11 protein-coding genes and 1 pseudogene are annotated in these 12,133 nt (G+C 62.4%); 5 read left to right on the top strand and 7 right to left on the bottom strand.

Translation table 11 applies throughout. The features are described from left to right. On the top strand, nt 1–208 hold a 208-nt coding region (locus ACSHZY_RS11165), incomplete at its 5' end, for an integrase core domain-containing protein (protein ID WP_435169106.1). Between the two features lie 599 nt (nt 209–807). Here the strand turns inward: ACSHZY_RS11165 and ACSHZY_RS11160 are convergent. The 5 genes from ACSHZY_RS11160 to ACSHZY_RS11140 form a co-directional block, all read right to left on the bottom strand. Beyond that, the gene (locus ACSHZY_RS11160) at nt 808–2,088 is read right to left on the bottom strand and encodes a Gfo/Idh/MocA family oxidoreductase (protein ID WP_435169104.1); all 1,281 of its coding nucleotides are present in this window, start codon (nt 2,086–2,088) and stop codon (nt 808–810) included. Nucleotides 2,089–2,191: 103 nt separating this feature from the next. Continuing rightward, the gene (locus tag ACSHZY_RS11155; RefSeq protein WP_435169102.1) at nt 2,192–3,265 is read right to left on the bottom strand and encodes an ABC transporter ATP-binding protein; all 1,074 of its coding nucleotides are present in this window, start codon (nt 3,263–3,265) and stop codon (nt 2,192–2,194) included. Between the two features lie 60 nt (nt 3,266–3,325). After that, nucleotides 3,326–4,201 (bottom strand): carbohydrate ABC transporter permease, encoded by an 876-nt coding sequence (locus ACSHZY_RS11150; protein ID WP_435169100.1) that lies wholly within the window; start codon nt 4,199–4,201, stop codon nt 3,326–3,328. Further along, the gene (locus tag ACSHZY_RS11145) at nt 4,194–5,138 is read right to left on the bottom strand and encodes a carbohydrate ABC transporter permease (RefSeq protein WP_435169098.1); all 945 of its coding nucleotides are present in this window, start codon (nt 5,136–5,138) and stop codon (nt 4,194–4,196) included. The genes ACSHZY_RS11150 and ACSHZY_RS11145 overlap by 8 nt, the downstream gene beginning before the upstream one ends. A 6-nt stretch (nt 5,139–5,144) precedes the next feature. Further along, a complete protein-coding gene (locus ACSHZY_RS11140) occupies nt 5,145–6,368 on the bottom strand; it encodes an ABC transporter substrate-binding protein (protein WP_435169096.1) in 1,224 nt (407 codons plus the stop codon). Between the two features lie 293 nt (nt 6,369–6,661). Here ACSHZY_RS11140 and ACSHZY_RS11135 point away from each other — a divergent pair, with 293 nt between their 5' ends. Continuing rightward, the gene (locus ACSHZY_RS11135; protein ID WP_435169094.1) at nt 6,662–7,585 is read left to right on the top strand and encodes a LysR family transcriptional regulator; all 924 of its coding nucleotides are present in this window, start codon (nt 6,662–6,664) and stop codon (nt 7,583–7,585) included. 16 nt (nt 7,586–7,601) lie between these two features. Here ACSHZY_RS11135 and ACSHZY_RS11130 read toward each other — a convergent pair. Both ACSHZY_RS11130 and ACSHZY_RS11125 read right to left on the bottom strand, forming a co-directional pair. Next, nucleotides 7,602–7,793: pseudogene (locus ACSHZY_RS11130) on the bottom strand (transposase); the annotation flags it as partial. A 216-nt stretch (nt 7,794–8,009) separates the two neighbouring features. Continuing rightward, the gene (locus ACSHZY_RS11125) at nt 8,010–9,125 is read right to left on the bottom strand and encodes a Gfo/Idh/MocA family protein (protein WP_435169092.1); all 1,116 of its coding nucleotides are present in this window, start codon (nt 9,123–9,125) and stop codon (nt 8,010–8,012) included. 441 nt (nt 9,126–9,566) lie between these two features. Between ACSHZY_RS11125 and ACSHZY_RS11120 the strand changes: the two genes are divergently transcribed. Genes ACSHZY_RS11120 through ACSHZY_RS11110 form a run of 3 tightly spaced genes read left to right on the top strand, consistent with a single transcriptional unit; the run spans nt 9,567 to nt 12,132 of the window. Continuing rightward, nucleotides 9,567–10,547 carry an ABC transporter substrate-binding protein gene (locus ACSHZY_RS11120; RefSeq protein ID WP_435169090.1) on the top strand — a complete coding sequence of 327 codons (981 nt, stop codon included), beginning with the start codon at nt 9,567–9,569 and terminating at the stop codon, nt 10,545–10,547. 14 nt (nt 10,548–10,561) lie between these two features. Continuing rightward, nucleotides 10,562–11,407 carry an ABC transporter permease gene (locus tag ACSHZY_RS11115; RefSeq protein ID WP_435169088.1) on the top strand — a complete coding sequence of 282 codons (846 nt, stop codon included), beginning with the start codon at nt 10,562–10,564 and terminating at the stop codon, nt 11,405–11,407. After that, a complete protein-coding gene (locus tag ACSHZY_RS11110) occupies nt 11,404–12,132 on the top strand; it encodes an ABC transporter ATP-binding protein (RefSeq protein WP_435169086.1) in 729 nt (242 codons plus the stop codon). The genes ACSHZY_RS11115 and ACSHZY_RS11110 overlap by 4 nt, the downstream gene beginning before the upstream one ends. The last annotated feature ends 1 nt before the right edge of the window (nt 12,133 follow it).

The following is a 12,133-nucleotide window of genomic DNA, read 5'->3' as shown; positions in this document are numbered from 1 at the left end:
GAGCCTCGCGGTCGCACGGGAAAAGCTGGAGGATTGGCGTCGACACCACAACGAAGACCGACCCCACAGCGCGATCGGATACCGGACCAGTGGTGTCGACATCTACTGGGCAGAAGACCTCTGCGCGCGCGATGACTTTGAAGGGCTTCAAGGTGTGCGGCGCGGCGGCCCCGACATGTTGGTCAATTCCGTGAATATCTGGACCTGAAAGCGAGGTGAAGCTGATCGAGGGAGGCTGTGCCGACATCATCAATTGTCATAGCGTGATCCCCGCGACGATGCGGCCGCCTGGCTGGCACATGAACATTCCCCGCGAGCTTTCGATCCGCAATATGCCGTTGGAGATGGGCGTTCATCTGGCAGCCGCCCAGCCGGATCGTACATGGATGGAGTACTCGTTCCACAATACCGGCTCTCTGGTCGAACATCCGGTTAAGCTTCGCGATGACAAGGCCTTGGCTCCGGACAGACCGGGGCGTGGCCTGTTCCTGTCCGCCAGCGCCGTGGCACGTTGCTCCTCCGAGGGCCCCGGTATCGACCCGCGAGAGGAACGAGACCGCGCGGAGTATCAGCGGTTTTTCGCACATTCCCGGCGATCAACGGTCCATTGGCGGCCCCGCCACATATATGATTTAAAGAGGCCATGCCCTGCTTCTGCCAGAGAGGTCAGTGCAAAAGTTGAGCAGACGGTCGCAATGGAAAGAAAACTGCGGCTCGGTCGTGGGATCTACCCCGATCAGGCCAGCAGATCAGCTTTCCCACGAACTTTCCTCGGATGGCGGAGCCCAAAGCTCCGCCTCTGCATCTTCAAAGCTTGATCATGCCGGAAACCTCGACAGGCAATCCGGTGGTAAAGGATCGGTTCGCAGCGAGTCCCGTCAGGATTGACATGGCTCCGTCGCGATATCCCGCCGCATATGCCCCGCCGGAGTTAGACTTTCCGAAGATGTCGGCCAGCATCCGGTTGTCGCCTCCACCGTGCCCCCCCTCTCCCATCTCTACGGGAACCACACGGGGGGTGCCGTGCAGCGGGAAGTGGTACAGTTGAATACCCTCGGCGGCCCCTTCCTGTTCGGCGGCCCCGCCCCCGTTGATGTAGGACGTTTCGCGCACCATCAGCTCGATCCGCCCACCTGACCCGTTGAAGCTGACATTGAATCCTTCCCATGGAGCGTAGGCGTTCAAAGAATACGTCATGACCGCGCGGTTGCGATAGCGCACCATGACCTGCATGGTGTCCTCAATGCTGATCCCGTCGCCGAAAACGTTCTGGTCGCGCTGATAGCCGTCCTCGTGCTCGGCCTCCCAGTACAAGCTTTTCTGGGTGGGACTGGCCGTCAGGTCGATGGCAAATGGATCATTCCTTGCGGCGTCCACTCCGGTAGTGCGGGTATAGGGCGTGAAGACGCCCCGTTCCTCGGCGTTGGCGCGGCCATAGAAGCGCAGGTCGCCCATGCCGAAGACAATTTCGGGCTGGCTGCCCAGCCAGAAGTTGACCAGATCGAAATGGTGAGTGGACTTGTGCACCATCAACCCGCCGCTGTTTCGCTTGTCCCGGTGCCAGCGGCGGAAATAATCGGCGCCATGCTTGGTATCCAGCAGCCATTCGAAATGGACCGAGAACACCTCTCCGATACCGCCCGAGGCGATCAGTTCGCGCACGGCCGCATTGTGGGGCGCGTAACGGTAGTTAAACGTGACACGGACGGACCGGCCGGTTCGTTTCACGGCATCGATGATCTGCTGGCATTTGTCGACATCGGTCGTCATCGGCTTTTCGGTGATCACATCGCGCCCTGCCTCGAGTGCGGCAATGATGTAGATATGGTGGGTGCGGTCGATCGAGGTGACGATCACCGCATCCGCGCCCGTCTCCTCCAGCATTCGGCCAAAATCCGTGGCCTTGTAAGTGGGCAGGGCCGGATGGTCGAAATCCGTCTGAAGCAGCCGGTTGGTGTAGTCCATGCGCGTCTGGTTGGTGTCACACAGCGCCACCAACTCGGCGGTTTCGCGATAGGCGCCCGCGACGGCTTCATAGAACATGCGGGCACGGGACCCTGTACCGACTAGCGCGTATTTCCTGCGCATCTTCTTCTCCTGTGGATCAGGCCCGGACGACAACCGTCGGGTCAGGTGTGGCTGGCCCGGTCCCTGTCGGAACCGAGGCGGGATGACTGTCGAGAGGCTGGCGTTACGAGCGGAGGGTGATCCCCTCGCGATCAAAGAAATGGCAGCGTGCAGGATCGACGTGGAGCGGGACAACGTCGCCGGTGTGGCACGGCTGCTGCCCCGGCAGGACGACGCTCAGCACGCCTTCCCCCACTCGGGGCCTGACATGCAGAACAGTGCTGCCGCCGAGATGTTCGACGAGGTCAACCCGCCCTTCCGCCAGCGGTTCACCTCCGCCCCCAAGGGTGATGTGTTCCGGGCGGATGCCCAGCGTCACTGCAGCACCGGGCGCGCCGGTCAGTTGCCGGCCCATCTCCAGCCGGCGGCCGGCGCACAGAACGCCGCCATCGTCCCCGATCCTGACCGGCAGGAAGTTCATCTTCGGCGAACCGATGAACCCCGCCACGAATTCGTTTGCGGGCGCGTTGTAAAGTTCCAGCGGCGATCCGACCTGCATCACCTTGCCGCCCCGCAGCACCACGATCTGGTCGGCCATGGTCATCGCCTCAACCTGATCATGCGTGACATAGATCATCGTGTTGCCCAACCGCTCGTGCATCTTGGAAATCTCGACCCGCATCTGCACCCGCAACTCGGCGTCCAGGTTCGACAAGGGTTCGTCGAACAGGAAGATCTTTGGGTCACGCACGATAGACCGGCCGATCGCCACGCGCTGCCGCTGGCCGCCCGACAGCGCCTTCGGCTTGCGCTGAAGATAATCCGTGATCTGCAACGTCTCGGCTGCGGCCCTGACCCGACGGTCCACCTCGCGCTTGGCATAACCGGCGGTCTCCAACCCGAAGGCCAGGTTCTTGTAGACGTTCATATGCGGGTAAAGCGCGTAGGACTGGAAGACCATTGCGATCCCGCGCTTGGAGGCCGCCACGTCGTTCATCTTCTGGTCGTCGATCAGCAGGTCCCCGTTCGAGATCGTCTCCAGACCTGCGATCATGCGCAACAGGGTGGATTTTCCGCAGCCCGAAGGACCGACGAAGACGGTGAACGCCCCCGGCTTGACCTCAAGATCGATCCCTCGGATCACGTCGTACGCACCGTAGCGTTTCTCGACATTCCTTAACTCTATTCTGGTCGTCATTCGCCGTTCCAATCTCTGGGCCCGCGTGGCGCCCGCCCCTCATGGGCGGACGGAAGAGCGTCAGCGTTTCATGCCGGTTGTTGCGATGCCTTCTATCAGCAACCTCTGGAAGAAGAGGAAGATCAGGAAGATCGGAACCAGCGACAGCACCGACATCGCGAAAAGCTCGTTCCAGCTGGAGGTGCCGCTGGAGTCGATGAAGGAGCGCAGGCCCAGCTGGACCGTGTAGTTGCGCATCTCGCTGATGTAGATGAGGGGGCCGAAGAAATCCTCCCACGTCCAGATGAACGAAAAGATGGCGGCCGTGGCCAGCACCGGCATCGAGAGGGGCAGGATGATCTTCCAGTAGATGCGCCACGCGCTGCATCCGTCCATCCGCGCCGCTTCGTCCAGTTCCTTCGGGATGCCGCGGAAGAACTGCACCATCAGGAAGATGAAGAACGCGTCCACCGCGAAATATTTCGGCAGGATCAGCGGCCACCACGTGTTCACCAGATCGAGGTTGCGGAACAGCACGTATTGCGGGATCAGCGTCACGTGATAGGGCAGCATCAGCGTGCCCAGCATCAGCGCGAACCAGAACCCCCGGCCGAAGAACTGCAACCGCGCGAAGGCATAGGCCACGAGCGAGGCCGCCACCACGTTTCCCACCGTCGACAACACCGCGATGATCAGCGAGTTAACGAAGAAGCGGCCGAAGCTGACCTGCAACCCGAACCATCCGTCCGGATAGGCGCTGACCGTCACCTGCGAGGGGATGAGGCCGGCATCGCCGCCGAACAGTTCCTCGGCCGGGCGGAGCGAGCCCGACAGCATCCACAGGATGGGATAGATCATCATGAAGCACACGGCGATCAGCAGTGCGTGCCGCAGGGTGGAGTTGAGCTTCGGATGCGCCGGTCGGTGGCCCGGCAATTCATGGGGGGTGTCAGTCATCGTAATGCACCCAGTATCTCGTGGTCAGGAAGGCGATGGCCGTGAAGATCGCGATGATGATCACCAGAACCCAAGCCAGCGCCGAGGCATAGCCCATGCGGAAATAGCCGAACGCCTCCTGATACAGGTAAAGCGTGTAGAAGAGGGTGGAGTTGATCGGTCCCCCCGACCCGCCCGAGATGATGAAGGCCGGCGTAAAGGCCTTGAACGCCTCGATCGTCTGGATCACCAGGTTGAAGAAGATCACCGGTGACAGCAGCGGCAGCGTGATCCGCAGGAACTGGCGGCGGGGCGATGCCCCGTCCAGGCTGGCGGCTTCGTACATGTCCGTGGGTATCTGGCGCAAACCGGCAAGGAAGATGATCATGGGCGAGCCGAACTGCCAGACCGACAGGATCACCAGCGTGTAAAGCGAGTAGTTCGGATTGGAAATCCAGCTTGGCCCCTCGATCCCGATCTGGGCGAGCAGGCTGTTGACCAGCCCGTCCGAGGCGAAGAGCTGCCGCCACAACACCGCGATGGCCACCGAGGTGCCCAGAAGGGATGGCAAATAGAAGATTGCACGGTAGGCAGGCAGTCCGCGCATCCCCCGGTTCAGGAGCATCGCCACCGTCAGCGCGAAGGCCAGCTTCAGCGGCACCGAAAACAGCACGTAAAGCAGCGTGACCTTCATGGAAGACGCGAACTTTGCGTCCGCCGTCACCATGCGCACGTAATTCTGGGCGCCGACAAATTCCGGCGAGGTCAGCAGGTCGAAGTCGGTGAAGGACAGATACAGCGAGGCGAGCGCCGGACCGAGCGTCAGAAGAAAGAAGCCGAGAAGCCATGGCGCAAGGAACAGATAGCCCGCCCCGTTGCGCCGCATCGCCCCCGTCATCCATGTTCCGGTCCGGCTCCGCTTCCTGACCTGGCGCCTTGGCAGCGTGTCAGCGGACATGACCCGTCACCCTCGCTTCAGGATGGCTGCGGCTTCGTCCACGAGATTGGCGCCGCCCTCTTCAGGGGTAAGTGCGTCGAAGCCGACTTCCTGACTGATGCGGATGATGGTGTCGTTCACCTCGCCTGCGCCTTGCGGGGGCGAGGGGGGCAGCTGCCCGATCCTAGGGCTCATGTCCTCGATGAACTGCACCACCTTGCGTCCCGTCTCATCCAGTTCCGGCATGATCACATCCCGGATTTCCGGCGAAGCGGGAACACCCCGATCCAGTCCCAGGATCTTCGCACCTTCCGGTTCGCGGATCAGGAAGTTGATCAGCCGCGCCACGGCCGCCGGATTCTTCGCCCCGGACGAAATGGCAAACAACTGGGATGGTTTGAAATATTGGGCCGGCGCGCCACCCTCCATCACCGGGGTGCCCGTGATGGCAAGGTCCACGTCGATCAACGTCTGGAACGCGACAAATTGGTTTGAATGACCGAAGTCCGTCGCCGCTCGCCGCAGCACAATGGGCGAGCTTTCCGGCGAGAACTTGTACAGCGCCTGCACATCCGCCGGCACGCAGGAGCTGGCCTTCCGCATTTCGGCCCAGTAGGCGAACCATCGAGCGGCATCGTCAGCGTCAAAGCCCAGAGTGCCGTCGGGAGTGTAGAGCGCTTTGCCCTGGCTGCGAAGCCATGCTTCGAACAGCGCTTCCTGACAGCTTCCGTCAGCCGTGGCGTAGACGCGCGGTCTCTTGTTCGTCTTGGTGAAGTCCGCACATTTTTCGGCAAACGTGTCCCAGGTCATGTCATGGCCGGGCGGTTCGAGGCCCGCTTCATTCCATGCCGCCGTGTCCAAGAGGAGGGTATAAGCGTTCACGCCCACATTGCCGCCGTAGAGCTTACCGTCCATGGAGCAGCTGTCCAGGTTCGCCTGGCCGAAATCGGCGATCTTCAACTCCTTCCCCATGAATTCGTCCAATGGACGAATGGCGCCGCGCCGGGCGTATTCGAACATGTAACGGTAATCCATCTGGATGAAATCCGGCGCATTGCCCCCGGCAACCTGCGTGGCGAGCCGCGCCCAGTAATCGTCCCATCCCATGGACTCGGTCTGGATGGCGATACCCGGATTGGCCTGCCGGAACAGCTCGACCGCGGCTTCGGTGCGGCGTGACCGCTCGTCACCGCCCCACCAGATCATGCGGATGTTGGCCGGTTCCTGCGCCAGTGCGCCCCGGCCGATCATGTGCGGCAAGGCAGACATCGCGAGTCCAGCGCCGACAAACCGGCGCCGACCCATACGGGACGTTATCATATGTTCCTCCCCAGGCTGCGCGGTTCCCGTCAAGCGTTCCAGCAGCAAAACGTCCGCGCTGTTTCGGCGCTCCCACACCGTGTGTCGGTGAATGCGCCTCCCTCGCGTCATCATTCACCGGGTTTCAGTGTACGCAGGTGGCATCTCTGGACAAATACAATATTTCGGCCATTCCATAAACGAAGTTGATGGCAGACTCGTGAGCGGGATCGATGGACAAAGCCTTGGAACATTTCGTGGCGGTGGCGGATGCCGGTTCCTTTATGGCTGCGGCAGAGGAATTGCGGGTGTCTCAACCGGCACTCAGCTACAACATCAAACGACTGGAAGAGAGCTTGGGTGTCGAACTGTTCCGCCGTTCCTCACGCGGCGTGCAACTGACACGTTACGGCGAAACGCTGTACAGCAGTGCCGTCTTCATGAGTCGCCTTAAGTCGAACGCACTTGCAACGATCGCGAGCCAGAAGGCCGAATACGAAGAAGGCATCAGCATCGGCACCGGTTATTCCACCTGGATCCTCATCTTGCGCGACTATGTCGTGGCACATCACCAAGCCAATCCGAGGGCGCCCATCAACGTCAGCATCGGCAACATGATGCAGTGCATGGATCAACTGATCGCGGGCGATATCTCGTTGTTCATCGGTCACCGTATCGACCGATTGAAGCAAGGACTGGAAGTAGACTTCATTCCCCTGGGATATGCCTCCGACGGGTATTACACCCGTCGTGATCATCCTCTGCATGGCCGCATCTGCCGAGAGGCCGAAATCCGATCTTATCCGACGACCATGGCTTATCCCCCGGTCACGCGACACAGGCGGCTGCTTTCAAGCGGTGATGAAGTGAAACGGCTGGGCCATGCCTTCACATCGAACTCGCTCGAGGCCTGCATGGAGTTCGTCCGCACCACGGATGCCATATTGATCCACAGCATGGTCTTGCAGGATTATTTCGTAGAACAGGGGCTGGTCGCCGTGGAGACAGACCCAGACGACAACAAGCGCATTGCCGTCATGGGCATCCATGTACTGCCTGAACGGCGGGCGGACCCAAAACTGCAGAGCTGTATCGACGCGATCATAGAACGGGCCGAGGCTCTGAGGTTATTTCCTTACAAGGCTGACGAAATCTTGAGACGCGGTTGAGATGTCGGGAGCCGGGCCAGAGGTTGTAGAGGGTCTTGGCCGGGTCATGCTCCTTGGGCGCATCGCACCCTCTCAACCCATTGCGATCGACGAAGATCATGCCGCTGAGCACCCGTCGATCATCGACGCGCGGCTTGCCATGGCTTTTCGGAAAGAAGGGCTTCAAGCGCTCCATCTGCGCGTCGTTCAGCCAGTAAGGATTGCTCATCACTCAGGTCTCCTTGCGGAGGCTGAATCCTGCAAAACCGCTCAAAACAATGGGTCTGCAGCCCAGGTTCGGCTCGACAGATGGACAGCGTCCACCTTTTCCTCAGATAGAAAGGTGCGAGGGAGGCCACGTCGTCGACCCCAGACGCTCCCCTGCCCGCTCCCCGTCAAGGCGGCTGCGGAACAGGAGGATCGTCGTATTGTAGCGTCGTCTACGTCACGCCGACTGCGGAATGACGTGGATCAGCTCGTTTTCCGAGGGTTCCTTCGCAGGCTTCAGCTTCAGTGCCTGGTCAGGATGCACACGACGGCTGCGCCGCGCGGGTTCCAGAAGGATCGTCTCACCCGTCTCTAGGGACTGCTCCACGGCGGCAAGCACGCGAACGTCCAACAACCCTTCCTCGCCATCCGCTTCCGGATGCCGGTCATTGAGAATGCAGTCGGAGAAGTACTGCGTCTCGTTGCCGAACTGCTCCACCGGGTCAAAGCTGTGGGTATTGGTCCCCTCGGCCGTGGTTTCAGTATAGGAGATGCCGACCTTCGGCCCGAACATGAAGCAGGGCGAGGCGTGGATGGTCGCCTTCTTCCCCACAAGCGTGAAGTTTTCAGCGGACGCGGTGGCGTAGCTGACGGTGAACTGCGCGGTGCGTTCGCCTTCGAAACGCAGCGTCACGGCCACCGTATCATGGAAGTTGAAGCCGCGGCTCGGGGTCTTCGTGCCCACGGCGTGCACGGCGATGGGTTCCTGTCCGAACAGGTTGCGCACGGCGTTGAGAGGATAGGTTCCCATGTCCGGGACAGGTCCGCACCAGTACCCGTTATGCCCACGTGAATTTTCCTCGGCCACATCCTGCGTGAACGCGGAGGTGAAGGCGCGCAGCTCGCCAAAGTCACCGTTCTGCGCGCGCGTGAACATCTCGACGTTGCCCGGTTCGTGGTGAAGGCGGTAGGCGACCATCAGCTTGGCCCCCGTTTCGCGCTGCGCGGCCAGCATCCGCTCGCAATCTTCCACGCTGTCGGCCATGGGCTTTTCCACGAGCACATGCTTCCCCGCCTTCAGGGCCGGCACCACGAATTCTGTGTGGCGGAAGTTGGGTGTCGCGACATAGACGGCGTCGATCTCGTCCGAAGCCAGCAGCGCCGCATACTCTTCATAGGACCATGCCTTGATCTTGTAGAGCCCGGCCAGCTTATCGGCCTTGATCGGATCGCCGGTGACCAGCGCCGTCAGTTCCGAATTGTCCGTCCGCCCGATCCCGGGCATGAACGCCTGTTGCGAAATCTGCCCACCCGCGACGACGGCGTAGCGCACCTTGGTCTTGTGTCCGAACATGCTGTCTCCTTGATCTGCTTCCGAAGCCAACGCCGCCGAAACCCTCTGGTTCTATGACATTTTCTTGTGCGACTGGCTTACATCAGCCGAAGAGTGTTGAAGCGGGGGATCCAAGGTCGGGTGCCAACGCTTTCCGACGATCTACGCTTGTTGCAGGGGATGCGGAGCTGATGGAGGTTAAGATGGCTCTCGAAATTCCCTCAGGTATGTCTGAACGGGCGGATCATGGGATCGCAAAGGATCGGCAACCGTCATCATGCATCGGGTTGGCTTTTCGAGAGGGAGCATGTTTCCACCGCCTACGGCCCAGTCACGCTTCATTTCTTCTCCGCCGCCCCGCCAGCACAACAAGTGCCTTCCAAATAAGCACGACTGGCTTTGTAGATATTGATTCCTCTCTTGGGCATGCGAAGTTCTGGCTGTCCAGTGAAGGAACTGATCATGCCGATCCTGTCGTCGACCTCCCGATTGATCGCACTCGTGGCCATCTTGCTGGCCGGAAGTCCCGTCGTAGCGCAAGAGGTGCCCGCGAACACGACGCTTGTCGTGGGGGACCAGAGCGAGCTGATCCGCAACCTTCTTGAGGCCAGCGGCCAGGACGACTCCCTTCAATTCGATCTGGAGCTTCCGAACTTTGCTGGCGGCCCCGCGATTCTGGAGGCGATGCGGGCGGGCGCACTCGACATCGCCTATGTCGGGGACACGCCACCGATCCAGGCCCGCGCCTCGGGAACGCTGTTGCCGATCGTCGCAACCGTCCACCGCGAGATTTCCGAATACCGGCTGGTGGCCCGCTCCGGGATCACGATCGGCACGCTGGCGGACCTGAAGGGCAAGCGCGTCAGCTACATCGAAGGATCCGGCCGTCAGGCCTACCTGATCGAGGCGCTGAACCGCGCGGGCCTGACCCTAGAGGATGTGGAGCCGGTGCCGCTGCGCATCGCCGACCTGCCGGATGCCATCCGGACGAAGGCGGTGGACGTCGCCGTGCTGCAGGAACCGCATGTGACGCGCCTGAAGGCGCAGGTCGGCGCCACCACGGTGGCCGACCCCGAGGAGCGGCGCCTTCTGCCAGGCACCTGGTACATCTATGCCCGCCCCGAAGCGCTGGCCGATCCAGCCAAGAAGGCCGCCATCGGCGCCTTCCTGACCGCCACGATCAAGGCGGGCACCTGGAGCAACGAGAACCGCGAGGCGTGGGGCGAACATTACTACGCAGACTTCCAGCGCATCCCGGACGAGGACACGGCTGCCATCCTCGCCTCCCAGTCCCCCATGGAATTCCAGACCTCGGCCGAGGCGATCCCGCACCACCAGCGGCTGATCGACATCCTCGCCGGAGCGGGCGAACTGCCCGAGACGCTCGACGCCAAGGGCTCCTTCACCAGCGAATTCGACCCGATCATCGAAGCGGCACGTTGAAACGGAGGTTTCCGATGAACGACATGACACGCGCCACCGACATCCCGCCCATCCGGATCGTCCGCGGCAGCACGAACAAGCGCCCTGCGGCCCTTGTGCCGTCCCGCCTTCCCCGTGGTGCGCGCCTTCTGGGCCCGCTTCTGGTGGTGGCGCTTTGGGAGGCGGCCTCGCGTGTGGGGCTTCTGTCGCCCTACACGCTGGCCGCGCCGTCCACGGCCGTGGCGACGGCGGTGGAGATGACACTGGACGGCACGCTGCTGCCGCACCTCGCGGCTTCGGCGGGGCGGGCTTATGCGGGCCTGTTCCTTGGCGTGATCGCGGGCCTTGTCCTCGCGCTGGCCGCCGGCCTCACCCGCAGCGGCGAGGCGCTGATCGACGGCCTTGTGCAGGTCAAGCGCGCGATCCCGACGCTGGCGCTGATCCCGCTCGTGATCCTCTGGCTCGGGATCGGCGAGGCGATGAAGACCTTCCTGATCTTCACGGCCGTTCTTGTTCCCGTCTACATCAACACCCACGCGGCCCTGCGGGGCATCGACATCGGCCATGTGGAACTGGCGCGCACCTTGGGCCTGACCCGGTCGGAGTTCATCCGCAAGGTCGCCCTGCCCGGCGCGCTGCCCGGCTTCTTCGTCTCGCTCCGCCTTGCCGTGACGCTGTGCTGGACCGCGCTGGTGGTGCTGGAGCTGATCAACACCCAAACGGGCATCGGCTATCTGATGAACCGGGCGCGCGACTGGGGACAGACCGACATCATCGTCGTCGGCATCTTCATCTATGCCGCTCTTGGCCTTCTGTCGGACGCCGCCGTCCGCGCGGTCGAGGCGCGCTTCCTGTCCTGGCGGAGGTCGATCGGATCATGACGTTCCACCCCCCATTGGCCGGCGCGATCGCGATCCGGAACCTGTCGCGCGGGTTCAAAGGCCGCCCTGTCCTGCGCAACCTGACGCTCGACATCCCGCGCGGGCAGTTTGTGGCCCTTCTGGGCGAAAGCGGCTCGGGCAAGACGACACTTCTGCGCGCGCTGGCCGGGCTGGACGAGGATGCGGAGGGTGACGGCACCTACACCATTCCCGCCAGCGTGTCCGTCCTGTTCCAGGACGCGCGGCTTCTGCCTTGGCTGCGCGTGATCGAGAACCTGACCCTCGGCCTGCGCCACCCGACCGCCGAGGCGGACGCGCGGGAGATGTTGGCCGCCGTCGGCATCGGCGACAAGGCGGATGTCTGGCCGAACACCCTGTCGGGCGGGCAGAAGCAGCGCGCGGCCCTTGCGCGGTCGCTGCTGCGCAGTCCCGAACTGCTTCTGGCGGACGAACCCTTCGGCGCGCTGGACGCGCTGACACGGCTGCGGATGCACGCCCTGCTGTTCCAGCTGGTGGAACGCCGCCGCCCCACGGTCATCCTCGTGACCCATGATGTGGACGAGGCGCTCATGCTGGCGGACCGCATCCTCGTGCTGCGCGACGGCACCATCGCGGAGGATCACCGCGTGGACCTTGCCCATCCCCGCCGCGGCAGCCACCCGGACTTCGAGGCGCTGCGCCGGTCCCTCCTGTCGAGCCTTGGCGTCGACACGAACACCGTTTGAA

Source organism: Falsirhodobacter sp. 1013, assembly GCF_051195255.1.
Classification (GTDB): Bacteria; Pseudomonadota; Alphaproteobacteria; order Rhodobacterales; family Rhodobacteraceae; genus Falsirhodobacter.
The sequence above is the reverse complement of the archived record's forward strand: the minus strand, read 5'-3'. Positions and strand labels throughout refer to the sequence as shown.